Source organism: Pedobacter sp. Leaf194 (assembly GCF_001423945.1).
Classification (GTDB): Bacteria; Bacteroidota; Bacteroidia; order Sphingobacteriales; family Sphingobacteriaceae; genus Pedobacter.
In genome coordinates this window covers 804,475-830,447 of the sequence record NZ_LMPU01000001.1, presented here as the reverse complement: position 1 = coordinate 830,447, position 25,973 = coordinate 804,475, and the positions used below count along the sequence as shown (strand labels likewise).

17 protein-coding genes are annotated in these 25,973 nt (G+C 39.2%); 6 read left to right on the top strand and 11 right to left on the bottom strand.

Annotation, left to right across the window (positions count from 1 at the left end):
* Positions 1-14: 14 nt before the first annotated feature.
* The 3 genes from ASG14_RS03745 to ASG14_RS03735 all read right to left on the bottom strand — a co-directional run bounded on the left by ASG14_RS03745 (position 15) and on the right by ASG14_RS03735 (position 4,119).
* Positions 15-1,832 carry a serine hydrolase gene (locus tag ASG14_RS03745; RefSeq protein WP_056869693.1) on the bottom strand — a complete coding sequence of 606 codons (1,818 nt, stop codon included), beginning with the start codon at positions 1,830-1,832 and terminating at the stop codon, positions 15-17.
* A complete protein-coding gene (locus ASG14_RS03740; protein WP_056869692.1) occupies positions 1,819-3,450 on the bottom strand; it encodes an amidohydrolase in 1,632 nt (543 codons plus the stop codon). The genes ASG14_RS03745 and ASG14_RS03740 overlap by 14 nt, the downstream gene beginning before the upstream one ends.
* A gap of 99 nt (positions 3,451-3,549) precedes the next feature.
* Positions 3,550-4,119 carry a helix-turn-helix domain-containing protein gene (locus ASG14_RS03735; protein WP_056869691.1) on the bottom strand — a complete coding sequence of 190 codons (570 nt, stop codon included), beginning with the start codon at positions 4,117-4,119 and terminating at the stop codon, positions 3,550-3,552.
* Between the two features lie 184 nt (positions 4,120-4,303).
* On the opposite strand from ASG14_RS03735, the gene mutL reads away from it, so the two are divergent.
* The 6 genes from mutL (at position 4,304) to ASG14_RS03705 (ending at position 12,488) form a co-directional block, all read left to right on the top strand.
* Positions 4,304-6,139, top strand: a complete 1,836-nt coding sequence (gene mutL / locus ASG14_RS03730; protein WP_056869690.1) for a DNA mismatch repair endonuclease MutL — start codon at positions 4,304-4,306, stop codon at positions 6,137-6,139.
* A 38-nt stretch (positions 6,140-6,177) separates the two neighbouring features.
* The gene (locus ASG14_RS03725) at positions 6,178-6,888 is read left to right on the top strand and encodes a rhomboid family intramembrane serine protease (RefSeq protein WP_056869689.1); all 711 of its coding nucleotides are present in this window, start codon (positions 6,178-6,180) and stop codon (positions 6,886-6,888) included.
* The gene (locus ASG14_RS03720; RefSeq protein WP_056869688.1) at positions 6,881-7,735 is read left to right on the top strand and encodes a rhomboid family intramembrane serine protease; all 855 of its coding nucleotides are present in this window, start codon (positions 6,881-6,883) and stop codon (positions 7,733-7,735) included. The genes ASG14_RS03725 and ASG14_RS03720 overlap by 8 nt, the downstream gene beginning before the upstream one ends.
* Complete coding sequence (locus ASG14_RS03715) at positions 7,736-8,866, top strand: endonuclease/exonuclease/phosphatase family protein (protein WP_056869687.1); 1,131 nt, start codon at positions 7,736-7,738, stop codon at positions 8,864-8,866.
* Between the two features lie 112 nt (positions 8,867-8,978).
* Positions 8,979-9,611 (top strand): nitroreductase family protein, encoded by a 633-nt coding sequence (locus ASG14_RS03710; RefSeq protein WP_056869686.1) that lies wholly within the window; start codon positions 8,979-8,981, stop codon positions 9,609-9,611.
* 147 nt (positions 9,612-9,758) lie between these two features.
* Entirely contained in the window at positions 9,759-12,488 is a 2,730-nt protein-coding gene (locus ASG14_RS03705) for an Ig-like domain-containing protein (protein ID WP_056869685.1), read from the top strand.
* Between the two features lie 46 nt (positions 12,489-12,534).
* Here the strand turns inward: ASG14_RS03705 and ASG14_RS03700 are convergent, their stop codons facing one another.
* The 8 genes from ASG14_RS03700 to ASG14_RS03665 form a co-directional block, all read right to left on the bottom strand.
* On the bottom strand, positions 12,535-13,491 hold the full coding sequence (locus tag ASG14_RS03700; protein WP_056869684.1) for a D-glycerate dehydrogenase: 957 nt from the start codon (positions 13,489-13,491) through the stop codon (positions 12,535-12,537).
* A 41-nt stretch (positions 13,492-13,532) separates the two neighbouring features.
* Positions 13,533-14,339 (bottom strand): DUF4249 domain-containing protein, encoded by an 807-nt coding sequence (locus ASG14_RS03695; RefSeq protein ID WP_056869683.1) that lies wholly within the window; start codon positions 14,337-14,339, stop codon positions 13,533-13,535.
* A gap of 5 nt (positions 14,340-14,344) precedes the next feature.
* Entirely contained in the window at positions 14,345-16,669 is a 2,325-nt protein-coding gene (locus ASG14_RS03690; RefSeq protein WP_056869682.1) for a TonB-dependent receptor, read from the bottom strand.
* A gap of 103 nt (positions 16,670-16,772) precedes the next feature.
* Positions 16,773-17,924, bottom strand: a complete 1,152-nt coding sequence (locus ASG14_RS03685) for a multiheme c-type cytochrome (protein WP_157274823.1) — start codon at positions 17,922-17,924, stop codon at positions 16,773-16,775.
* 57 nt (positions 17,925-17,981) lie between these two features.
* Positions 17,982-19,739, bottom strand: coding sequence for a cellulase family glycosylhydrolase (locus ASG14_RS03680; RefSeq protein ID WP_056869680.1), 1,758 nt, complete (start codon positions 19,737-19,739; stop codon positions 17,982-17,984).
* Between the two features lie 11 nt (positions 19,740-19,750).
* A complete protein-coding gene (locus ASG14_RS03675; protein ID WP_082491323.1) occupies positions 19,751-21,151 on the bottom strand; it encodes a glycoside hydrolase family 30 beta sandwich domain-containing protein in 1,401 nt (466 codons plus the stop codon).
* A gap of 124 nt (positions 21,152-21,275) precedes the next feature.
* On the bottom strand, positions 21,276-22,808 hold the full coding sequence (locus tag ASG14_RS03670; protein WP_056869679.1) for a RagB/SusD family nutrient uptake outer membrane protein: 1,533 nt from the start codon (positions 22,806-22,808) through the stop codon (positions 21,276-21,278).
* A 9-nt stretch (positions 22,809-22,817) separates the two neighbouring features.
* Positions 22,818-25,958, bottom strand: a complete 3,141-nt coding sequence (locus ASG14_RS03665) for a TonB-dependent receptor (RefSeq protein WP_056869678.1) — start codon at positions 25,956-25,958, stop codon at positions 22,818-22,820.
* Positions 25,959-25,973 lie beyond the last annotated feature (15 nt).

Genomic DNA, 25,973 nt, shown 5'->3' with positions numbered 1-25,973 from the left:
TCCAGGCTTAAAAATTATTTTTTTGATTCGTCTATCGCCTTGTTTACAACATCCTGAATTCTTCCTCTGATTTTTAAGTTCGAAAGTTTGTCGCTAACTGTTGGGTTTACGCGGTTCGATAGAAAAACGTAAACCAATCCACGTGATGGATCAACCCAAATACAGGTTCCAGTATAGCCGGTATGTCCGTATGTTTGAGGTGAAGCTAAATCTGAAGGGTAATGTTTTGTCGTATCCGGATCCCAGCGATCGAAACCTAAACCACGGCGACTAACAGCCGATTGTTTAGAAGTAAACATATCAACGGTTGCCGGCTTAAAATACACTTCGCCGCCATAAGTACCGCGATTTAACAACATTTGATAAATGATGGCCAAATCGTTTGCACTCGCGAATAAACCTGCGTGGCCGGAAACACCGCCCGCAAGCGCTGCACCCTGATCATGTACATAACCAACAAGTAAAGTTTTCCTGAAAAATTTATCATCCTCTGTCGGAATAATCTGATCTGCTTTGAATCTGTTTCTAGGCAAAAAACCGGCAGTTTGCATGCCTAATGGCTTATAGAAATTTTCGTATGCATATTGGTTTAGCGGCTCTTCGCTAATGTGCTCAACAATATCTTTCATTACATACATGCTAATGTCGCTGTAAACGTATTGCCCGCGGGTCTTTATCGGCGAGTTTAACATTTTTGGCCACATAAAATCTTTAAAGAAGCCTTTTTTAATGTAGTAATTATCGGCAACTTTTGTTGGGTAAGCCGCAGATGAATCTCTACTGTAATCACCGGTTTTCACATAATCGTGAAAAGGAATGTATGGAATGAACCCGGCCTGGTGCAACATCACCTCACGAACCTGGATATTGTTCATGGGCGAAGTTCTTGCCTTCGGGATATAGGCACCTATGTTTGTATCTAATTTCAACTTATCTTCTTCGAAAAGGCGCATTACTGAGGGCGTTGTTGCAGTTACTTTGGTAACGGAAGCTAAATCAAAAATATCGGTTACTTTGTCTGGCAAGTTAGAATCGTAGGTGTGTTTGCCGTAAGCCTTGTTAAAGATAACTTTTCCATCTTTCGCGACCAGAACCACCAGCCCAGGCGTAGCTCGTTGATTAATTGCCTCAGCAGCAATCGCATCTATATCTTTAAAACTGTTCGAATTTAAGCCGGCATCTTCCGGCACGGTATATTTTAATCGTGTAGCGGTAGTTGTAAAGCCCGAGCCAGCAGTGTATTTTGCCGAAAAGGCTGTTGTTAACTTATTGGCTGCCGCAATACCTCCGAAAATATATTGAGGAACAATCGCCGCAGCATCAGCAGAATTCTGACCCGTCCAGATGATTGGTGTTTTTACATTATCAAAGCCTTTTAAGCCGGTACCATTTCCGAAATATGAAATTATTACCGTTTTACTTTTACTGATGCTATTTATAAAACTTACATACTTTGCCTTATTAATATTTTGATCATCAATAGAAATTAGAATGGTGTTGAAGTATTTTAAATCGTCTTCAAGGTCGTTCAGATTAACACTATCTTTAAAAGAATCGGCAGAGAAAGAAGTTATTTTATCATATTTATTGGCAAGACTGTCAAAAACCGAGCTGTAAGCAAAGCTTAAACTAACTGATGCAATATTCTTTTTCGCGAGCGATTTCAATGGAACAATTGTTTCCTGATTGTTCAACAACACCGTTGATTTGGATATACTGTTAGCAACAGAAAGCTTTTTCTCGTTGGCTGTATGCTCTTGTGCGCAAGCCATTAAACATAAAATATTAAAGAAACTAGCCGCTGCCAGAATAATTAATCTACTTCGCTTCATATACTTTTTCTCCGTTCAAATAGGTTTTTAATACTTTGGTTTTTAATATGTTTTGTGGTGATGATTTCAACAAATCTGTATCTAAGATCACAAAATCTGCCATTTTACCTTTTTCAAGACTGCCTTTTTCCTGTTCTTCAAAGTTTGCCTTAGCGGCCCAAATGGTCATTCCCTTTATCGCTTCTTCTGGTGTTAACGCATTTTCTATTTGAAAACCCCCTTTCGGGAAACCTTTGGCATCTTCACGCACTGTTGCAGCATAAAACGTTAATATTGGATTTATGTTTTCAACGGGAAAATCTGTACCTAAGGGAATCCAGCCGTTTTGTTTCAACAATTGTTTGTAGGCGTAGGCATCTTTAAGCCGTTTTACACCCAATCTCTGTCCAGCCCAATACATATCCGAGGTGGCGTGCGTTGGCTGCACGGAAGGAATTATGCTGGCTTTGCCAAATAAATCGAAATCGTCCGAATTAACTACCTGAGCATGCTCAATCCGCCAGCGCCTATCGTTTTTACCTTTTAAAACTTTGTTGTAAATTTTTAGCATTACGCGGTTTGCAGAGTCGCCGATTGCATGGGTACACATTTGAAAATTATGTTCGGCAATTTTTACGGCAACTTCCTCATAATGCTTAATATCACTCAATAAGAAACCCGATTTCTCCGGCATATCGGTGTAGGGTTTCAACAAACAAGCACCCCTTGAACCCAGCGCACCATCAGCATAAACTTTGAAAGCTCTAACATTCAGTCGGTCGGTTTTTATGGCGCCACGTTTAAATAAATAATCGTAATTGGGTTCTGCATCAGAAAGCATTACGTACAAACGCATTTTAAGCTTATTTTCTTTTTGCAATTTCTCAATAAAATCTACTGCTTCAAAGCCCAGGCCGCAATCATCAATAGTTGTTAAACCGGCAGCAAAACAATTTCGCTGGGCATCAGTTAAAATTTTCTCTGCAAGCTTCGCATCAGGCGAAGGGATTTTACTTTCTACCAATCCAACGGCGTTATCAATCAACACGCCTGTAAGCTTACCGTTTTTCGTAAGCATATCTCCTCCGGTTAATTTTTGCTCGCCTTTAATTCCGGCATCATCTAACGCTTTTTGGTTTGCAATAGCGGCATGGCCATCAATACGATTTAAAAAAACAGGCCGGTTTGGGAAAAGTTCAGTAAGTTTTTCATTGGTCGGAAAAGCTTTATCAGCCCAATCATTTTGGTCCCAACCGTTGCCAATTAGCCAGCCATCAGGATGAGTTTCGGCAAAAGCTGTTAATCGCTTAATTACTTCTTCCCATGATTTTGTTTCCCGCAGGTCTGCCGTTTGCAAACTTTGTCCGTAGCCAAAAAAATGTGCATGTGCATCTATAAAGCCGGGATAAACCGCCTTGCCGGCTGCATCAATTTCTTCTGATGAACTGTATTTACTTCTAATTTCCCTGGTTTTCCCAACCGCTAAAATTTTACCGTCTTTAACAGCAAAAGCCTCGGCAATATTAAAATTTTGGTCGACTGTGTAAACCTTGGCGTTATAAACAATTACATCGGCCTTTTCTTTTCCGCAAGATGAAAGAAAAAGCGCAAGAATTATTGCATAAATAAATGATTTCATAACGCTAAAGATAGATAATTGAAATCATATCACTTTGTAATTTGAGTTTTACAAAGGCGTTTTAAAAGCCGCCAGTTCTTTAAAAATCAAAGGCATATTTTATGGTTTTGCCTTAAGGAATGGAATGGCTGGTTGATAAAATAAGTTTCGATTGCCTGCAGCAAGGAAAATATTAATGATAATCAATAGAAAATTAATAACGTATAATGCGATTAACATTATCAAAACAGTTTCTGGCGGCCCAAAACTTCCAATATGAAACATTTTTTGAGCAATTAGCAAGCCATACACTGCTACCAAAGCAATGCACCAGGTCATCTGAAAGTTCAAAAGTCTTTTACCGTCGGCTTCTGTAGATTTCTCTCTCTTCAAAACCCAAATAATCAATGGAACAACAATTCCTAACAAAGGGAAAAAGATAAAACTCAATGCCGATAAATTCAAAACCGGCAGAAAGTATTTGTCCCGCTCAATAGTCTCCACAATCAAATCATTCGGTTTTAAATTAAATACTCCGGTAATTCTAATTAAAGTATCTCCTCTGGGTTCGGTTTCATCCAATTCAACCCGCTGAATAGTTCTTAAGCTTAAGCCGGCCCTCCTGGCCAATTCCTCCTGACTTAAGCCATGCTGATTTCGAAGTTCTTTTAGCTTATCTGAAAGTTTCATATTTATTGAAGCGTTTAAACAAATGTAAGTTTATAGTTCAAATTTGAGTAAGACTTGTTTACGTCATCTTTGCGACAGGCAGTTTTATGCATTTAACGACAGTCATTTACGTGTTGAGTTTTAAACAAAAGGCATTCCTTAAGCTTATTTTGCATAATTTAGCGAATTCACATTGCCTTATTACATGACTGATATTATTCACCTCTTGCCCGATGCTGTTGCCAATCAAATTGCTGCCGGAGAAGTCGTTCAACGACCTGCTTCTGCCGTAAAAGAATTGCTCGAAAATTCTATTGATGCTGGTGCAAATAAAATTCAGCTCGTGATAAAGGATGCGGGTAAGGCTTTGATTCAGATTATTGATAATGGCTGTGGCATGAGCGTTACCGATGCCAGAATGTGCTTTGAGCGCCATGCAACATCAAAGGTTAAAAAGGCCGAAGATTTATTTGCCATTCGTACAATGGGTTTCCGTGGCGAGGCAATGGCGTCAATTGCAGCCATTTCGCAAGTTGAAATGAAAACCCGCAGGCACGAGGATGAAGTTGGTACCTGCATAAGTATAGAAGGTGCTGTGGTTACTGCCCAGGAACCCGTTGCAACTTCCCCGGGAACACAAATTTCGATTAAGAATTTATTTTTTAATACGCCTGCAAGGAGAAACTTTTTGAAAAGTAATCCTGTTGAAATGCGTCATATAATCGATGAATTTACAAGAGTTGCCCTGGCCCACCCTGCCGTTTTTTTTAGCTTACACCATGATGGAACCGAGATTTTTAACTTACCAAAAGGAAATTTAAAGCAACGGATTGTTCATATTTTTGGGAACAACTATAACGAGCGTTTAGTTCCTGTAGAAGAAGATACAACGATTATTAACCTGAAAGGCTATATTGGAAAGCCAGCCTTTGCTAAAAAAACAAGGGGCGAACAGTTTTTTTTCGTTAATAACCGTTTCATAAAAGATCCGTACTTAAACCATGCGGTAAGTTCGGCTTTTGATGATTTGCTGCCCGACGACAGCTATCCGCTTTACGTATTATTTATAGAAATTGACCCGGCAAAAATTGATGTAAATGTTCATCCAACGAAAACGGAAATTAAATACCTGGATGAAAAATCCATTTACGCAATCTTAAAATCTGCCGTAAAGCGCTCAATCGGAAGGTATAATATTTCTCCAACCTTAGATTTTGATCAGGAAACAGGTTTTAGCAATATGATTTCTCCAAAAGCGGTAGAAGACATTGTGCCGCCAACCATCAATTTCAACCCTGATTTTAATCCTTTTGCAACCGAAACCAGTTCCGTTTCGGGATACGCTTCTTCCCCACGAAATTATGAAGCCAAACCAAGTGCAAAAAACTGGGGTTCGCTTTATGAAATCACTCAGGAACCGGTTATTGAACAGGCCTCTTTTTATGCTGATGAAACGATACTTGAAACCAAGCAAAAGCAATATATGCAATTGCATAACCGATACATCGTTTCGCAAATAAAATCGGGTTTAATGGTTATCGACCAGCAAATGGCACATGAGCGCATACTTTACGAACGGTTTCTAATTCATCTCGATGATAGAAAAGGTGCATCGCAGCAAAGTTTGTTTCCGCAAACGATTACCTTAAATGCTAACGATTTCGAATTGGCCAAGAGCTTGCTCGACGACATTAAAAGCTTAGGGTTCGACGTTCGGGAATTTGGTAAAAATACTTTAGTTGTTGAAGGAATTCCGGTAGATTTAGGAAGCGCAAACATTAACGAAACACAATTGTTTGAACAGCTTATTGAAGGTTTTAAAAACACGCAACAAGATTTAAAATTGACCAAACGCGACAGTTTAGCAAGAAGCTTAGCCAAAAACAGCGCCATTAAAGCTGGTACAAATTTAGGTCAGGAAGAAATGAACACATTAATTGATGAACTTTTCGCCTGCAAAACGCCTAACTTTAGCGTAAGTGGGAAACCCATTATCCAAACAATTACCTTAGGTGAGTTGGATAAGAAATTTGAAAAATAACGCAGCCGAGAGCGGGCGTTTAAAGAAACAAAAGATAAATGAACAGAATACATATACCGCCGGTAGTAAAAAATTTGCTGATTATAAATGTTATATTTTTTATCGGCACACTAGTTTTCAGGCCTAATGGCGGCTATCCTTTTGTAGATTGGTTTGCCGTTTATTATTTTGACTCTCCGGATTTTAAAATATGGCAGCCGATTACCTATATGTTCATGCATAGTCCGGTAGATTATTTTCATATAATCTTTAACATGTTCGCCCTCTATAGTTTCGGCAGCTTACTCGAAAGCAGATGGGGCGCTAAAAAATTTATAATCTTTTATTTTATAACTGGCCTGGGGGCGCTGGCGCTGCAATGGGCTGTGCAAGCATATGAAGTTTATTCGGTTGTTGGCCACGTAACTTTCGATGTAACTCAAAACTTATCTGCTCCCCAGGATAAAATAAAAATGATGGGAGAAATCTATTACGGACCGATGCTTGGCGCTTCAGGCGCAATTTTTGGCCTGCTAGTTGCTTTTGGTATGCTGTATCCAAATGCAGAATTGTTAATCATGTTTATTCCTGTTCCGGTAAAAGCGAAATACATTATTCCGGTGTATATAATTATCGAGTTAGTTTTAGGCGTTGGCAAGTTTGCAGGAGATTCCGTTGCGCATTATGCTCATTTGGGTGGCGCTTTAATTGGCTTCATTCTGGTTAAAATATGGAAGGATAAAGACACATTTTATACTTACTATGAATAACAATATTTTTAAAGACTTAAGCTTTAAAGTTTTCCGATCGGGCAATCCTTTGTTTTTTTACATCGGCATAAATACAATTATTTTTATTGTTACCGCTTTGATAGCACTGGTTGCTTTCTTAACGCGGACAAATGTTGACGTTTACGATTTGGTTAGGGAATATTTCGCCCTGCCGGCATCATTTTCAAAACTGCCAGAAAGATTTTACACCGTTTTCACCTACATGTTTTTCCATGATGGCTTTCTTCATCTACTGTTTAACATGCTTGGGTTATTTTGGTTTGGGCAGGTTTTTATGAATTTTTTAAAAAGCCGCCAGTTTCACTTTGTGTTTATCGTAGGCGGTTTAGCGGGGGCTTTGTTATTTATTGCGGGGATAAACCTGTTCCCCGTTTTCGCTGATAGCCTGGCTGGGATAACCGTAATCGGCGCCTCAGGCTGCGTAATGGCCATTATTGTCGCAACAGCTACGCTGGTTCCTAATTACGCTTTTTACCTTATGTTTTTAGGTGAGGTAAAGATAAAATACCTTGCCCTTGCTTATTTTATACTCGATATTCTGAGCCTCGGTTCAACAAACGCTGGTGGAAGTTTGGCGCACATTGGTGGCGCAATTTTAGGTTTTAGCTACATAAAAATGCTTCAGAGTGGGAATGACCTGAGTAAAATTTTCGAAAAAAAACCGAAATTACGCGTGGTAAAAAACGAGCAACCGATAAAAAAGCCTACTTTTAAAGGTGTTTCACAAAACGAAGTAGATGAAATTTTAGATAAGATATCTAAATCCGGTTATGATAACTTAACCGCAACCGAGAAAGAAAAATTGTTTAAAGCCAGTAAAGATTAAATGCCGAAGCCAAAATCTAAATATTCTTTTTTTGACAAAATCTTTTTGCCCTTAACTGTTGTTTCGGTCATCTGCCTGTTGCTTGGAACCATTGCCGGCTACATCGACCCACGCAAAAATTTCCTGATGGCATATTTTGCTTTGGCTTATCCTTACTCGCTTGTCGTTTCTTTTCTGTTTTTTATCTGGTGGAGTTTAAGAAAGCGATGGGTTTTTTCAATTATCATTATCCTTGTAATCGTAATTGGTTTTAGAACATTCCACGCTACTTTTGGCTTCGGAGGTATTGAGGGCGGAGCCGAAAAAGAAGTTGGTTCGATAAGAATGATGACTTATAACGTGCACAGCTTTAAGTTATTTGGAGAGGATAATTCTATTCCGGTAAAAGAAAAAATGCTGCAGGTTGTTAAAGACCAGAATCCTGACGTAATTTGTTTTCAGGAATTTTATACCCGAAAAAAAGGAAAGTTAAATACGATAGACAGCTTGAAAAAGTTGTTAAAAATGGATAATTATTATTTCCGTCCGGCCGGCACCGAAAATGATTTTGATGCATTCGGACTTGCTATTTTCTCCAAATTTCCGATTAAGAATAAAGGCGAAATTGTCTTCGAATCTTCCGGAGACAATATGAGTATTTTTGCCGATCTGGACATCAAAGGAAAAACGATGAGGGTCTTCAACGTTCATTTCCAGTCGATAAGTTTTCAGCCACAAGATTATCAGTTTATCGACCAGCTTACTCAAAAAACCAGAGGGAAACTTTATGCTTCCAAAAGAATTTTAAGGATGTTGAAACGGGCTTTCGTAAAACGAAGTGACCAGGTAGACATTATGAAAAAAGAAATGGCAAAGTGCCAGTGGCCATATTTAATTGCCGGCGATTTTAACGATACTCCGGCATCTTACGCAGTTAATCAGGTTACAAAGGGCCTTAACAATTCTTTTATTAAAAAAGGTTCGGGTTTTGGCAAAACGTATAATGGGAAGTTCCCAAACTTTCAAATCGACTACATTGCAACAAGCAAAGATTTCGAAATTCTCAACTATCAGATTACGAAGGCAAAACTATCTGACCATTTTCCGGTGAGAACTGATATCAGATTCATCGAAACAGTTTCAGCAGATTAATTTTACTTTGTAATTCAATAGCAATTACTTTCTTTCTTACCATACATCAACAAAGGGCCATTATACATTACAGATATTTGTTTCAAAATTGAAATTTAAATATTTGAACAATATGAATTTAATAGAAGCTTTGAACTGGCGATATGCCGTTAAGAAAATGAATGGCGAACCGGTTGAACAGGAAAAAGTAGATCAAATTATAGAGGCAGCACATTTAGCACCAACTTCATCCGGCTTACAGCCTTTTAAAGTTATTGTAGTAACCAATCAGGAGTTAAAAGAAAAAATTGCGCCGATTGCTTATAACCAATCTCAGGTTGTCGATTCGTCACACTTGTTAATTTTTGCGGCTTTTGAAAATTATACAGAAGAAGGAATTGATGCAACTTTTGCCTACATGAATGCTCAGCGTGGCTTGCCAGATTCTGCTACCGATGCTTATAAAGCACAGCTCAAAGGAACAATTTTATCTAAGACAGCCGAAGAAAATTTTAATCATGCTGCTCGTCAGGCCTACATTGGCTTTGGTGCTGCGCTTGCCCAGGCTGCTTTATTAAAAGTGGATTCTACTCCGATGGAAGGCTTTAATGCCCCCGCACTTGATGAACTTTTGGGTTTAAACAAGCAAGGCTTAAAAAGTGTAACCTTATTACCATTGGGTCATCGCGATGAAGCTAACGATTGGTTGGTGAACCTTAAAAAGGTACGTAAACCATTAAGTGAGTTTTTGATCGAGTACAAATAAGAGATTTTCCTGCTTAGGAAGATGAATGCCGGTTTTACTAATAATAAAACCGGCTTTTTTATGTAAAAAAATGTTAAAGCCATGCACAGGTTATGTGCTCTATTTTTAATTGGATATATTTACAACCTAAGTAATTAATTTCCTTTCATGAAGATTTTTAGAATTTTATTAATCGTAGTTTCTTTTTCCTTTGCTATAAACTTCTCCTCATCAGCGCAAACTGATACCGTAAGCATCAACACGATTATCACTAAAACCAATAAAGTTTTGAATGATTATCCTGCCGAAAAAATACACATTCATTTCGATAAACCTTACTACGCCGTTGCCGATACCATCTGGTTTAAAGCTTACGTAACTGAAAATCAAAATTTACTTTCCGGAATAAGCAAAATCGTTTACGTTGACGTTATTAATCAGCGAGATTCGCTCATTCAAACCGTTAAGTTACCGCTCACTGGCGGTATGGCAGAAGGAAATATTCCACTATCAATGGAACATTATCAGCAGGGAAATTATCATTTTAGAGCCTACACCAATTGGATGCTAAACAGTAACGACCCGGCATTTTTTAATAAAACATTCTACATTGGGGAAGCAATTGATAAAGAGCTTAAAACGCACATCAGCTACAAAAATTTATCTACGGATAAACAGGAAAAAATCGATGCCCGCGTACAATTTAAAGACATTAATAACAAGCCCTATGCAAATAAAAATGTGAACTGGCAGGTTGTTACAAGCTACACAACCATCGCCAGAGGAAGAGGAACAACTGATGCGAATGGCTTTTTAACGATAAACATGACCGCTAATCAAAAAGCTGAATATCAACTTCAGAAGGGCGAATTGATAACAAGTATTAACACCACCGAGAAAGAGGTTATAAACAGTACATTTCAATTAAAAAATGCAATAATCAATAAAGATTTTCAGTTTTTCGCAGAGGGCGGAAATCTCGTTTCGGGCATAACCAATAAAGTGGCTTTTAAAGCGGTAAAAAGCGACGGCTTGGGTATCAATTCGAAGGGCATTATAACCGATAACGATGGAAAGCAAGTTGCTACATTTACTTCGCAGCATTTGGGCATGGGTACATTTAACCTCTTGCCAGAAGCTGCCAAAACTTACAAAGCAACCATCACTTATTCGGATGGTTCTACGGAAACGGCGAACCTGCCTAAGGTTGCCCAATCCGGAATTGTTATTACTGCCGATAACGCTGACCCGGAAAGTATAACGCTGAAAATTCTTGCTAACGATGCTTTTTTTCAGGCCAACCAAGGCAAAAAGTTTTATTTGCTGGCGCAAAGCAAAGGCGTACTTTGTTATGGAGCGCAAGCGGTATTGTCAAATAAAGAATATTTGACAACGGTGCTCAAAAGCAAATTCCCGATGGGTATTGCGCAGTTTACTTTGATGGCCGAAAACGGCCAGCCACTAAGTGAGCGATTGGTTTTTGTACAGAATAAAAACACAATGGCTTTGGCGGTAACTAGTGCCGCTGCCAGCTACGGACCAAAGAAAAAGGTAAAAATTAACCTCGCTGCGAAGAAAGATGGCGTACCAGTTGATGGAAATTTCTCTGTTTCGGTTGTTGATGAAACAAAAGTTCCTTTTAACGAAGACGGCGCAAATACCATATTAACCAGTTTGCTGCTAAACAGCGATGTAAAAGGTTACATAGAAAGGCCAAACTACTATTTCACGACACCTGATGCAAAGAAAAATTCAGACCTTGATGTATTGCTTTTAACGCAGGGTTACAGGAGCTATGCCTACACAGACATTATCAGTGGCAAACTACCAAAAATTACCTTTTTACCCGAGCAGGGAATCGAAATTTCGGGTATTTTAAGAATGTCGAACGGTATTCCGGTAAGAAAAGGCGCTCTGCTTTTAACCATTCCCGATAAAAGATTTAATCTTGAAGGTACAACCGACCCGGTTGGAAATTTTAAATTCACAAACCTTAACCTGACTGATTCATCAAAAGTAACCATTACGGCAAAGTATAATGTAAACTATAAAAGCATGGCCATAAGTTTGAATGGCACGCCTGTACCTAGTATAAGCCGTAACTTTGGTGCTGCAGATGAAGTTTTAAATATAGACAGTACCTTAACAACCTATCTGGATAACAGTAAAAAGCAATACGCTTACCTGCATACATTAAAAGATGTGACCATTAAAGCAGCCGCAATTCCGAAGGTTAGTCATAAGGATTACCCTGCCTTAACCGGGCTGCCAGCGATAGCCGACCATGAGATTTCCGGGGATAGATTAACAGGCTGTAACCTGCTGATAAACTGTTTACAAACAATGGCGCTTGGAACTACATATATTGATAACAACTTTTACATTACCAGAGATTACAATCAGGGCAACAAAATCCCAATGGGTATTTTTATAAACGGATTGCTGATGGATGTGAATCAGCTTAACACTGTTGATGTGAAAATGATTGAGTCGGTAGAAGTGTTTTTGAAGGATGAACTTGGTTTGGTTAACAGAACAAACAATATCAACGGAATTATCGTAATCAATCAAAAGAAAATGCCAAAAGGCACCAAGATTTCTAAAAACGAATTGCTTGATATGCTTCCAAAAAATTACGAAGTTACTTTTTCACCACAAGGCTATAATAAAGAAAGGCAGTTTTACATGCCTCGCTATGATGTACCGGCAAACCTTAACAGAAATGATTTAAGAACCACCATTTACTGGAACCCAAAATTAGTTACTGATAAAACAACTGGCTTAACATCTTTCGAATTTTACAACGCCGATGGAAAAGGGCAATATAAAGTTGTTGTTGAGGGTATCGATTCGAGCGGAAATTTAGGTCGTAGTGTATTTAGATACACCGTTAAATAACACCGAAATTTTAGCGTAAATCGCGTTCAGTTGTAGGCGATTTATGCTAAACCTGATGTGGCAACTTTTCTCCCCGTAAACCGGCAATTATATTTTTTGCAACTAAATCTGCCATTGCATTTCTGGTTTCCTGCGTGGCAGAGCCAATATGTGGAAGTACGGCGACGCTTTCCATATTGAGTAAGGGATTATCTACCGACATTGGCTCGGGATTGGTTACATCTAAACCTGCACCCCAGATTAACTTGTTTTGTAACGCGGTAATTAAATCTTCTTCGTTATGAATTCCGCCCCGGGCTGTGTTGATAAAAATAGATCGTGGTTTCATTTTTTTAAAAACCGCCATATCAAATTTGCCTTTCGTTTCGGGCGTTAAGGCGGTATGAACAGAAATTACGTCGCTTTTCTCAATCAGCTCATCAAAAGATACATACTTTGCCCCAAGCACTGCTTCTGCCTGCTCATTTCTGTTCCGGTTGTGGTAAATAACCTTCATTTGATAGGCGCCAATGCACCTTTTTGCCATTTCGAGGCCTATCTTGCCCATACCAAAAATACCCAGAGTTTTACCATGCAGTTCTATCCCGAGTTCAGGCGTCGGCTCATAGTTTTGCCACTGGCCGTTAAGGATTTTTTTATGCAGGTAAAATGCCTTTCTTGACACTGCAAGCATCAGCAAAAAAGCGGTATCAGCGGTAGCGCCACTCAAAACGCCGGGTGTATTTCCAATTGGAATATTCAGGCGCCTGGCTTCCTCAACATCAACATTATCAAACCCTACCGAATGCAAAGCGATAACTTTTAAATGTTTGCACGACTGTAAAAACGAGGCGTCGAGCTTATTCGGGCCAACGCTAACCAAGGCATCAACATCCCGGCAGGCATCGATTAACTCTGATGAAGTGATTTGCCGGGCCTCCTTCCAGTTACTTACAATTATATTATTTTGTGCTAACAACTTTAAACCGCTGTCTGCGATGTTGCCACTTATAAAAACTTTCATACAAACAGTAACATAGAAGTTTTGAGGATGTTTTTGCTTAGTTAGCGTACAGTTAAATTAAGTGATTGAAAGGTATGCGCACTGAAATAACCAAGCGCATTGTTCGAGATATTTGATGTTGGATTTGCCGGTGTTGTACCTTGATTTGGACCGCGATTGGACTGCTCGCTCAGCGCAAACCAGTAATCAAATACATTCGAATCTACACACTCCATCTCTATTTTTACTTTATCACCTGTATTCAATTCATCGCTATCATTATTGTTGTTATTCGATTTGAAGAAAAGCTGAATTTGAAGTGGGTTGCCATTGGTTAGCCTATCGTTTGAAGCGTAGAAACGTTGAGAAAGGTAATCGTTTACGAACAAATCGAAATGATAGAAGTTTGTTTCCTTTATTGGGTCTACTAAATAAGCAACGGCCGTTTTCCTGTCGTTACCAAAAAAAGAATTTAAAACAATACCAATTGAATCCAGCTTAACATTATTCGGCATCCTGGAACTTGCTGTATAGTTTTTGCCTTCGGCAGTAACATCCAGATTGTAGGTAACACCACTGGCGCCACGCATTCTGTTGGTGTAAATTCCCGGCGCAGTTTCCGCAAAGATGTAATTATTGCCACGGTTATCGCTTACCTTAACCGTTGCACCAGAAACAGCCGGAAAATTCAAAGCAGCATCATAATTTATCGTTTTTGATATTTTAATTTGTTGTACTGCCAGTTTATCGGTTATCTTTCCTTCAATTACAATTTGTGGCGGCGCATTATCGGTATCAATAGAAATAATTTTCTTGCATGAAGAAAACATCAGGCTCAAAAAAGAAAAATATATAAGTAGCTTTTTCATATCATTTAAAATTTGAAGTTCCAGGTTACCGAAGGAATTAACCCAAATAACGACGTTTGTTCTGCAATGGTTTTCGTAGCGTTAGTTGGGTCAGTTTTAAATTCAATTGAATATGGGTTTTTTCTGGCAAGTACGTTGTAAATGCCGAAGTTCCAGCTCGATTCATATTTCCCCCGTTTACGCGGCTCCAAAGTTGCACTAACATCCAAACGCATGTTATAGGGCATTCTGCCGGCGTTTCGCTCTGTGTAGTAGTAGGCGGTTTGGCCACCGATAGAATATTTCCCTGCCGGAAAAGTTACCGCATTCCCTGTGCTGTAAATAAAACTTGAAGAGAACGTCCAGCGCCTGTTCATATTGTAAATGCCAACTAAAGATACATCATGTGTTCTGTCTTGCCGTGCCGGAAAATAATTTCCATTATTCAGTTGCGCAAATTTGCGTTCAGTTTTAGATAAGGTATAACCCAGCCAACCGTTCAATTTTCCAAATTTCTTTTTAAAAAACAGCTCCAATCCATATGCCCTGCCCGAACCGTAAATTAATTCTGATTCCACATTTGAGTTTGCCAGAAGCTGAGCTGCATTTTTGTAATCGATTTGATTTTGAAGCCATTTGTAATAAACCTCTGCAGAGAGTTCATAGTTATTTTCCTGGATATTTTTAAAATAACCCAAGGCAACCTGATCTGCGATTTCCGGCTTAATGTTATTGCTGCTCAGCACATACTGATCTGTTGGCGAACTCGAAGTGGCGTTTGTTAGAATATGAATATTTTGCGTATTACGGTTGTATGATGCCTTAACAGAATTTTCATCATTAAAAAGATAACTCACCGAAAACCTGGGCTCTAAATTCAGGTAGTTTTTATAAAACTTGCCGCTTTCTACCGCTTCTGTAGAATTGATGTTGCCGGCAGCATCATAAGTACTGAAATTACCCGGACCAAGTAATGAAAACGCTGCAACCCGCAGCCCGTATAAAAAGTTCAGCTTTTCCGTAGCAGCCCATTCATCAGCCACATAAACAGCACTTTCCAAACCATAACGCTTCTCTTGTGTTAGTGAATTAACCTGCGATTCTTGTGAAGTTGTAATGTCGATTGGCGAAATTCGATGATGCGTAGCATTTAACCCGAACCTGAGAATATGTTTGTTGCTGAAATATTGAAAATCCTGTTTCAGGTTAAAATCCCGTACCAATGATGTAGCCTTAAAGTTGGTAACATCATTGAGCAGGCGAACCGTATAGTTGTAATTATTGTAAATTAATGAAGTGTTTGAGAAAAGCTTATCGCTGAAAATATGGTTCAATCTCAAGGTAGTTGTTACATTTCCCCAGTTATTTTCAAATAAATCTTTAACACCAATGTTATCTTTTCCAAAATAACCTGAAAGGTAAATAGTGTTTCGATCATCGATTTTGTAGTTCGCCTTGGCATTAATGTCATAAAAATTCAAAGTGCTGCCGTTAACTGAAGAATCGGGCGAAGCCCTCAAAAACAAGTCAATATATGTCCTTCTAAAACTAACCATGAAAGAGCCTTTGTCTTTAACAATCGGCCCTTCTGCCTTTATCCTCGAAGCAATAAGGCCGATACCACCCTGAAATTTAAATTCCTTGTTGTTTCCATCGTCCATTTTAACATCTAAAACTGATGATAAACGCCCTCCATATTGTGCAGGCATTCCGCCTTTATATAAGCTAACATCTTTTATGGCATCAGCATTGAAAGTAGAGAAAAAGCCCAGCAAATGTGAGGAGTTATAAACAACAGCCTCATCTAAAATTATTAAATTCTGGTCTGCAGCGCCACCCCGAACATAAAAACCTGTGTTTCCCTCGCCGCCCGATTTAACGCCAGGCAACAATTGAATCGTTTTTAATATATCTTTTTCACCCAGCAATACCGGGATAGAATTCAACGACTTCATATCTATGCGCTCCAAACCCATTTGAGCAGTTTTTACATTTTCATTTTTACGATTTGTTGCACTTACAGTAACTTCCGATAAATCATTAGCTGTTTTGAGCTCTTCGTTAAGTTTTAAATCTTTATTTAATTTGATGGTTTTGACCACAGAAACGTAACCCGCATAGCTAACCACAACAGTGTATTCGCCTTCAGGCTGGGTTAAAGCATAATAGCCATAGTTGTTGGTAGAAGTAGCCAGATTAGTTTTTCCGCTCAGTTTTACGGTTGCGCCGATTAAAGTCTCGCCAGTATTCGCATCCCGAATGGTGCCACTTAAATTATACTTGTTTTGAGCCGAAACAGTTTGCAGTACAAAAAAGAACACAACTAACAATAGGTAAAACTTTACAGGCATATCGGCTAAATCTGATGATCGATTGATTCAAATGTACGAAATACAAGTTCTTTTCTATCAGCTGCCAGGATTTTTAACAACACCAGCAGGCTCTCAACGGCGTTTATTTTGCCGGATAGATGCCAATATGGTGCGAACGCAACATATAAGGACTAACATTTTTATTGCCCGCAGTTTGGAATGAGATTAGCTTCGACGCCTGCATTGGCATATGGCAATCGACACAGTTTGTTTTTAACACACCTTTTTTAAGTGTTTGGCTGCTATGCTTTTGTGTTTGATGACAGCTTATACATCTTTGGGAATAAATGGCCATATTCCCTTTAATGCTTTCGTGCGTATTGTGGCACGATTGGCAAGTCATTTCGCTTTTACGATAGCACATACTTCCCTGGAGCATTGCTGTTTGATTTCCGTGTACATCAGGATTAACACCACCGAAAGACACAAAATCCTGTGCATAATAATCGTTTAAATCATCGCCGGGCTGAAAATTAAACACGGATTGCACGGTGGTAAGCTTGTTACCAGAATGGCAAACACCGCATGCATCCATTTTTTGCTTGCGACTTAACGTTTTGAAGATGGTGATAAACTTTGCCGTTTTTTCGTCCGGGTTTTCGAGGTGAAAAACCGCATGCTGTTTTCCGGGTCCGTGGCAACGCTCGCAGTCAATTCCATAAAGCAAAGAGCCTTTTTCCAGTTCTTCATCCATAGCCAGTGCCGAAACCTGTTTAGTTTCCTTTTTAATGTAAGAGCTGTGGCATTCCAGGCACCTGCTCGGAATTGGCCGGTCGAAATACATGTTATTAATGGGAAAACCCGGACTATTTGCCCAGGTTTTTATTGCTGAAAAATGCGACAGCGGTAATTGATATAACTTTCTTCCTTTCCAATATGCATAGGTAAAGGCTTTTTCGCCCGAGCCGAAAGCAATGTCGAACCTTTGAATTCGGCTTTGTTTGCCATCTATGTAGGCAACCTGATAGATTCCGCTATCCCGCTTTTCAATCTTAACCTTCATGTGCGCATTAAAGGCGAAAGAATTAGAGTCTGTTTGCAGGTAGCTCTCGAGTGTTTTTTTATTGGCCGGCGCAGAGCTTTGAGCATGTGCACTATGAATAAAAGACTGCGCAACTTTCGCATGGCATTTTATACAGGTTGCTGCACCTGTAAAATTTTCACCCCTAACATCGGGCGGAATTTTATCCGCAACATTCATGCACCTTGAAAGGACTACAATGAAAATTATCATTAAACCAAGAACGAAGAATATGCGCTTGTAGCCCTTTAACACAGGAATTTTGTTATTTTATTTTACAAATTGAATATAGCTAAAATTATAACCACCTGTATCTGCAATAATTTTAATTGTCTGTTTGCCCGAGTTTAAAGCAATGTTTTTTACCTCGAAAGCGGCGAACTTTTTAGCAGCACCGGTATTTGGAATGCTGATGTCTTTCGCCAAGATTTTTCCATTTACTACAATTGAGATCTTGCCATCCGTGTTAGATGAAGCTGCGTTAATTTTCAATGTATAATTACCCTTTTTTGCAACCTGAATTGTGTACTGTAACCATTCCCCTTTTTCAATGCTGGTTACAAAATATTTTTCATACTGAGTAGAATCTTTGAATATATCAACCCCGTCATTTCTGTAAATCCGCCCGCGATTTCCGGCAGTTCTCTTGTTGGTAACCGTGTGATAATCGGCGGTATCCAAATCGAAATAAGCCTTACCATTTTTGCCTAAATCATAATCTGCTGCGTCAATAATTGTCCCACTTTTAACCAAATTAGCCTTGAAAGGCTTCGTTTCATCCGAATGTGGCTGCCGGATCATGGCGTCAATAACATCTCTGTGAATGATTGTATTTTCGAGTTTTGTGTAAATTGCCAACTCCATCATGCCACTATATACGTTGCTTTCTTTGGGCTTGTTTCCGCCATTGTTCATGTAATTTACAACCGCATTGTAGTTTGGGTTAGATTTTATCTCCATCGGGTTATTAAAGCCAACTTTCTTTAAAGGCCACCAAGCCCAGCCGATATTGTTTTTCTCAAGCAAGCTGATGGCATCAGTAAACCAGGTATTGGAATTTTCGCCGGTTTCACCCAACCAAACCGGCACATTTTGCTCGTCTCTGGCTTTTATCATGTGGGCGATCGATGCCTGATCATTATAATTCCAATATTTGTGAAAGCTTAGCGCCATATTCTTATCCCAAAGGGGAAAAATGCCATTATAATTGTTACCCCAACCATTGCCTTCGATGATAATGATGTGTTTCTTATCTACCTGCCGAATGGCATTGGTAACTTCCACCATCAACTTTCGTAAAGGCGCATTAACTTTTTCCTTCGTTCCGTTTTTATCTTCTGAAGGGTTAGAAAAACCGTAATTAGGCTCATTAATTATGTCGTAAGCACCAATCCACGGTTCGTTTTTATAGCGATCGGCAAGTTTGGCCCACAATGCAATCATTTTTTGCTGATTTGCTTCACTTTCCCAAAGCATTGGTTTGGATGGATCTCTATCCGCGATATTTGTATCGTTTCCTTGTCCGCCGGGCGTAGCATGTAAATCTAAAATAAGGTACATGTTATTCGCTTTGCACCAGGAAAGCAAGCTATCCGTTAACGCAAAGCCACGATCCAGCCATGTATTCTTCCCTGCCACCGTTTCTTTTTCAACCGGCAATGTGTAAAGGTTATAATGCATTGGTAAGCGGACTGAGTTAAAGCCCCAAGCCTTTAGTGAGTCGATGTCGATTTTGCGGGTATGGTTATTTAGCCATGCGTCGTAAAACTCCTGAGTTTGTTTAGCCCCCATTAAGTCTTCCAAACGCTCACGGATTTTATATTGCTGGCCATCTTTGTTAATTTTTAGCATGTAACCTTCCTGCAACATCCATCCGCCCAGCCCAAAGCCACGCAGCAAAACGTTTTCGCCTTTTTCATTTACTATTTTTTTCCCGTCAGCTTTTAAAAAGCCTTGTGCTGAACCACTTAAACAAATCGAACTTAAGCACAGAAAAACCAGAAAAGATTTTAATTTATTTTGAAACATTGTATTGTAAATTACCAGATGTAAGTACCAACAGCCCCTTTATCAAGCGTTGCCGGCAGAATTTTTCCATTATAACTGATGTTGAAGCTTGCCATTTCCTTGCCCGTATTGGCAACAATTAAAACCTTCTTTCCATCAGGTGTTTTAAAGGCAACATTCGATAAATTTGCGAGTTCATTTGAAGCGATGCGCACAGAACCCGGGCGAACGAATTTCGAAGCATGGGCAACCGAGTAATAAGCGATATTTCTGCTAACATTATCCTTATCGATGGTTACAGCGCCCTGGCAGGTTGGGCAACCACCCCTATCAGTAAATGGTTTGTTTTCCGGGTCTGCCGCCAAATTCCATTCCAAAACAGTTCTGCTCCAGTTGCGTGTTGCGCCTATAATTAACCGCCTAACCGGGCCTGTAATGTTTATATCTGCAGCGCCTGGGCGCTCAACAACCATTTGTTCTGAGAAGTAGATATTCTTATCAGGATGTGCATTATGTACATCTGTTAAGGCTTCAATTTTTCCGCCGTAAAGATGAAATGCGGAACCGTCGATATATTTTCTTGCCTCAGCATCATCCAAAATTGAAATTGGATAATCTGGCCGGTCGGCATTATGATCGTAAATAATAATTTTCGTTTTTAAACCTGCGCTTTGAAATGCAGGGCCAAGATGCTTTTTAACAAATAGGGCCTGATCAGGAGCAACCATTAATAAACTGGGGTTATTACCAGGATGCAATGGTTCATTTTGCACCGTAACTGCGTCAATTACAATGCCTTCCTTTTTCATCTCCTGAATGTATTTAACGAAATATCTGGCGTAAGCATCATAATATTCGGGTTTAAGCATGCCGCCGCGGGCATCGTAAGTTGTTTTCATCCATAAGGGAGGAGACCATGGCGAACCTAATATTTTAAGTTTAGGGTTTATTGCAAGGATCTCCTTCATTACCGGAATGACGTCAACTTTATCCAATCCCAGGTCGAATTTATTTTGCTCCAAATCAGTTTGTCCCTCTGGGAGGTCGTTATAAGAAAATACTTTCTCATTTAAATCTGAAGCGCCAATACTTAAACGGATGTAGCTTACACCAATGTTATTGCCATCAGTAGCGAACAGTTCTTTAAGTAATGCGGCCCGTGCTGGGGCGCTCATCCGAATAATGTGCTGCGCACTTCCCCCGGTTAGCGCATAGCCAAAGCCATCGATAGCCTGATAAGTTTCTTTATCGTTTACAGCAATTGTTTGGTTATTGTTTGAAGAGGGCGAGAACTTTAAAACATCTTGCTGTTTGGCAAATAAAACGGAGCGATCTGCTTTCGTAAGCCAGAGTGTGGCATTGGTTTGGGCCGATGAAGTTAGTCCGAAAGCAAAAATTAAAACAAAGCAATAGCTTATCGCCTGTAATTTCATAAGGGCAAATTTATTATTTGTAGAAGATTAGAAAGCTTTGAAGCACTGGATTTAGCTTCAAATTATGTAAGCAGAACGGGGCGTATAATAAAAGGGGGCAGACAAGAGTCCACCCCCAAAAATATTATTTAGTACCTCCGTATTCTTTATTTTGCAAAATCTTAGTATTGTTTAATTCTGCTTGTGGAATAGGGAAAATTTCGTTTTTATTTGCTGTAAAGCCTTTGTAAGCTAAAACTGTAGCCGCTTTACCCCATCTCACTAAATCCAGAAAACGATGACCTTCGCCTGCAAGTTCCAGTCTTCTTTCTTTCATGATGTTATCTAAAGTAACTGCAACAGGATTTAATCCAACTCTTGCTCTCACGGCGTTAAGCAATTGGTAAGCACGGCTACCAGGGCCAACAGCGCCACCGCTTTGCAAAATCGCTTCTGCTTCCAGCATATAAGTATCAGCCAAACGTATTTCGTAAGCATCCTGAGGGAAGTTTAACTCAGTTTGTCCGGTTGGAGCTTTATCAGAAACGCGGCCAATTGTTTTTTCGATAAAATAACCGGTATTTCCATAACCTTTTTCATAGGTTGCGATACCGTTTTTCTCTAAACTATCCAGGTTAGCAACAGTTGCTTTGTTACGTGGGTCGAAATGGATGAAATCGAAAAATTCTTTTGTAAAAGGCAAGAAGCTATAGCCAGAATAATAATCTGGTGCACCAGCTAAAACCGGTTTGTAGCCACGTGGACCAACAATAATATTCAATAAATTACCTTCTGAAGCACCTGCATCGCCCCAACCGCCGTTAGATGAGTTCGCATGAACAATTTCCAGAACTGATTCTGTATTGAATTTATTGCTCACTTTAAATAAATCGCCAAAATTTGTTAGCAATTTATAACCGTAAGTTGGGTTCGCCTGACCTGGAGTTGGACCATTTACAAGCGCAAACTGCTCTGCCGCCTGCGCATTTTTTCCTTGCCATAAATAAACCTTACCAAGTACAGCCTGTGCAGCGCCTTTTGTTAGCCTGCCACCTTCTGATGCAGCTGGAACGGTGTTTGGTAAACCAGGTATTGCTTCTGTTAAATCCTTTTCGATTAAAGCATAAACATCTGCAGGTGCAACCTGTAATACATCATAAATTTGTTTTGGATCTACTTCTGAAGTTAATAATGGTATATTTTTGAAAAAACGTACCAAATCAAAATAAAATAAAGCCCTTAATGCTTTTGCTTCGCCGGTAAAACGGGCTTTAAGCGTAGCATCCATATTAATCTGACCAATTTTAGAAAGAAATACGTTCGCCCTGAAAATTCCGGCATAACCTTTATTCCACAGGTAGCCTTGCGGACCAGTCGTAGGATTAAGCGTAAAATTATTTACAACCTGTAAGTCGTTAATGTCTGACGGACCACCACCACCGGCAACATGATCATCACTCGCGGCATCCATAATGGCAACTTTGTCATAAAGGCCACCGGTTTGAAATCCAAATCTATCATAAATTGAAACTAATGCTGCATAAGCATCAGCAGGGGTTTTGTAATAGTTATCCAAAAGAACACGCTCTTGTGGATTAATTTCTAAATACTTTTTACAACCTCCTAGTAGTTGCAAACCAATTAGGGTTACAACCAGATAAGTAATTTTTCTTTTCATTTTAATTTTTTAAAAATTAGCATTTAAACCAAATACAAACGAACGAGCTTGTGGATAAACTCCACGGTCAATACTAAAAGCGTTACCACTGTTGTTTGATCCTAACTCAGGATCGTAACCGCTGTAACCTGTTATGGTAAATAAGTTTTCTGATAGCGCATATACGCGGAATTTCTTAAGTCCGATTTTATCCGTTACCGATTTTGGAATTGTATATCCAATCTGGAAAGTTCTCAGTCTGAAATAATCTCCTTTTTCTAAATATAATGAAGAGAATTTAGTTAAGTTTTTATTTAAATCTGCATCTGTTAAGCGTGGTTGAGTAGTTGATGGGTTTGTTGGAGTCCATCTATCTAACCTTGTAGTTAAATAATTGGCATTCGGAATGTCCAGTCTTCTCAAACCCTGGAAGATCATATTTCCGGCAACACCGCTACCAAAAGCAATTAAATCCCAATTTTTGTACGTTAAGTTTATCGTTAAGCCATAAGTAAAATTAGGCAAGCCGTTTCCGATAAAGTCTCTATCGCTTTCATTGATGGAATTATCGCCGTTTAAGTTTGCGAATTTAACATCACCAGGTTTAGCCAAAGGTTGCAATGGCTGACCATTAGGACCAACGTATGCATTGATTTCTGCTTGCGATTGAAAGATACCCTGATTTACATAACCGTAAAATTCGTTATAAGCATGGCCAATCTGGGTACGGGTAATGTTACCTAAAGTCTGGAATGTTGCCTGGTTATCATCTATAAAGTTAACACCTGGACTTAGCTTATCAATTGTGTTTTTAATGAACGAGCCGTTACCACTAACATTTAAACCAAACTCACCGATTTTTTTGCGGTAAGAAACCTCAAATTCAAAACCTTTGTTAGACATATCTGCAATGTTTGCAGCCGGACTACCGCTACCAATATAACCTGGAACAGGAGGATTTTGTAGAATACCAACAGTTTTCTTATTATAGATATCGGCTGTTATGGTAAAATCTTTGAAAACCGTTGCATCAATACCTAAGTTGGTCGATCTTGTTTCTTCCCATTTCAAATCTGGATTTGCAGACGCGTTAGGACTGTAACCAATGTTTACATTGTTAGAATTACCAAAAGTATAGTTTCTACCACTTCCAACAGTTGGCACATAAGTAAAATCGCCAATACCATCGTTACCGGTAACACCGTAACTAGCTCTTATTTTTAAGAAATTAACGTAATCATTTTGCGGGAAGAAATCTTCTTTTGTTGGTACCCAACCAATTTGACCCGATGGGAAGTAACCATATCTGTTGTTTGCACCAAATCTTGATGAACCATCACGTCTGATTAATGCAGAAAATAAATACTTCTCGTTATAATCGTATGTTAATCTAGAGAACAAAGAGAAAATTTTGTGGTCAGTGCCTTCACTACCGTCAGATGTTCTGTTCGCAGCTACTGGCTTAAATCGCATAGAAGCCGAATAGAAATCGGTTGCAGGTACATCAAAGAAGGTTGTACTTACACTTCTGCTGAATCCATCACTATATGATCCTTGTCCTAACAATAAACTTAAATTATGATTTCCTAAACTTTTAGAATACGATAGCGTGTTTTCTAAATTGTAAGTCATTACATAATTAATATTTCTTGAAAACTGCGTTCTGGTATTAGAAGTTGATGAGTTCAAATAATAAATCGGGTTAAATCCATCGCCTCCGTAAAAAGCAAGTTTAGAACCTAAAGTAGAACGAAAACGCAAACCTTTAATTGGTTCTGCTTCTAAGAATGCGTTACCAACAATATTGTGATCCCAATCGTAGTTGCCAATCTGTCTTTTAATGCTTGCCAGCGGATTGCTAATTTCCTGAGCTACTCTTGTAGAAATTCCGTAAGGAAATCCGTTAGCATCTCTAAATACCGGTTGGTTGCTGTATGGAGGCAAACCGTAAACCGCAGGATCGGTTATGATTGCAGGCGTTAGCGGATCTAAATTTATAGCAGAACTTAACGGACCACCAAACTCACTATTTGTGTTGCCAATGCCGTTTGTTACCGAGTGACTATAACCCAAATTTTCGCCAATGGTTAACCATTTAAACAGTTTATGAGTAGTGTTAATACGAATGTTGGCCCGGTTATATTTCGAAACATCTGTAGAAACGATACCATCAACCTTAAAATAACCAAACGACAGGAAGAATGTAGATTTCTCACTACCGCCACTTATCGTTACTTCGTGGTTTTGACGGGCTGCACTGTTGTTAAAAATTAACGACTGCCAATCTGTACCTTCACCTAACGAAGCAGCATTTGGGTATGGCAATACTGGAGTTGTTCCGGTGTAATCATTAAGGTAAGATTCATTTCTTAATGTGGCATAGTCTGTAGAATTTAAAAGATCTAGCTTTTTAGCTGCACGTGCTACGCCATAATAGCCATTGTAAGTTAAATTCAAACTACCAGCCTTACCTTTTTTAGTGGTAACTAAAATTACCCCTGAAGCAGCACGAGTACCATAAATTGCAGCAGATGCACCATCTTTTAAAACCTCAATCGATTCGATATCAGATTGATTTAGATAGCCAATACCGCCATTATCTACAACTACACCATCAACAACCCAAAGTGGGTTATTTTTTGATCCGAAGGAAGTAAATCCACGCAACCTTACTGTAGATGCCGAACCCGGCTGACCTGATTGAGCAGCAATTGTTAAACCTGAAGTTCTTCCTTGTAATGCCTGTTCAAGGCGGGTTGTGGTTGGCTGGTTTTCCAAATCTGCGGCTTTAACGCTTGATATTGCTCCAGTAACAACACTTTTCTTTTGCACACCATAACCTACAACAATAACCTCACTCAAATCTTTAGAATCTGTTAATAGTGAAACGTTAATTTTTCCACCAGCTGGAACCGTTACGGTTTGCGAAACCATGCCTAGTAAGCTAATAGATAATCTAGAACCCACGGCGGCCTGAATGGTAAATACGCCGTTTGGATCTGTAGATGCGGCTCGGGATGTGCCCTCAACTTTGACTGTAACACCTGGAAGCGGAGTGCCGTCTTTCTGGTCTGTTACCTTTCCTGTTACAGCAATATCCTGCGCAAATAATGCTAAGGGAAATGCCATGATACAGTAAATGAAGAATACGAATGTAAATCTTCTTCTCATAGAAAATAATTTTAA

Coding starts and splice junctions, on each gene's coding strand:
- ASG14_RS03720 (WP_056869688.1), top strand. CDS start 6,881: ATGAATAACAATATTTTTAAAGACTTAAGCTTTAAAGTTTTCCGATCG.
- ASG14_RS03745 (WP_056869693.1), bottom strand. CDS start 1,832: ATGAAGCGAAGTAGATTAATTATTCTGGCAGCGGCTAGTTTCTTTAAT.
- ASG14_RS03735 (WP_056869691.1), bottom strand. CDS start 4,119: ATGAAACTTTCAGATAAGCTAAAAGAACTTCGAAATCAGCATGGCTTA.
- ASG14_RS03700 (WP_056869684.1), bottom strand. CDS start 13,491: ATGAAAGTTTTTATAAGTGGCAACATCGCAGACAGCGGTTTAAAGTTG.
- ASG14_RS03725 (WP_056869689.1), top strand. CDS start 6,178: ATGAACAGAATACATATACCGCCGGTAGTAAAAAATTTGCTGATTATA.
- ASG14_RS03710 (WP_056869686.1), top strand. CDS start 8,979: ATGAATTTAATAGAAGCTTTGAACTGGCGATATGCCGTTAAGAAAATG.
- ASG14_RS03670 (WP_056869679.1), bottom strand. CDS start 22,808: ATGAAAAGAAAAATTACTTATCTGGTTGTAACCCTAATTGGTTTGCAA.
- ASG14_RS03715 (WP_056869687.1), top strand. CDS start 7,736: ATGCCGAAGCCAAAATCTAAATATTCTTTTTTTGACAAAATCTTTTTG.
- ASG14_RS03680 (WP_056869680.1), bottom strand. CDS start 19,739: ATGTTTCAAAATAAATTAAAATCTTTTCTGGTTTTTCTGTGCTTAAGT.
- ASG14_RS03705 (WP_056869685.1), top strand. CDS start 9,759: ATGAAGATTTTTAGAATTTTATTAATCGTAGTTTCTTTTTCCTTTGCT.
- ASG14_RS03675 (WP_082491323.1), bottom strand. CDS start 21,151: ATGAAATTACAGGCGATAAGCTATTGCTTTGTTTTAATTTTTGCTTTC.
- ASG14_RS03695 (WP_056869683.1), bottom strand. CDS start 14,339: ATGAAAAAGCTACTTATATATTTTTCTTTTTTGAGCCTGATGTTTTCT.
- ASG14_RS03740 (WP_056869692.1), bottom strand. CDS start 3,450: ATGAAATCATTTATTTATGCAATAATTCTTGCGCTTTTTCTTTCATCT.
- ASG14_RS03665 (WP_056869678.1), bottom strand. CDS start 25,958: ATGAGAAGAAGATTTACATTCGTATTCTTCATTTACTGTATCATGGCA.
- ASG14_RS03685 (WP_157274823.1), bottom strand. CDS start 17,924: ATGATAATTTTCATTGTAGTCCTTTCAAGGTGCATGAATGTTGCGGAT.
- mutL (WP_056869690.1), top strand. CDS start 4,304: ATGACTGATATTATTCACCTCTTGCCCGATGCTGTTGCCAATCAAATT.
- ASG14_RS03690 (WP_056869682.1), bottom strand. CDS start 16,669: ATGCCTGTAAAGTTTTACCTATTGTTAGTTGTGTTCTTTTTTGTACTG.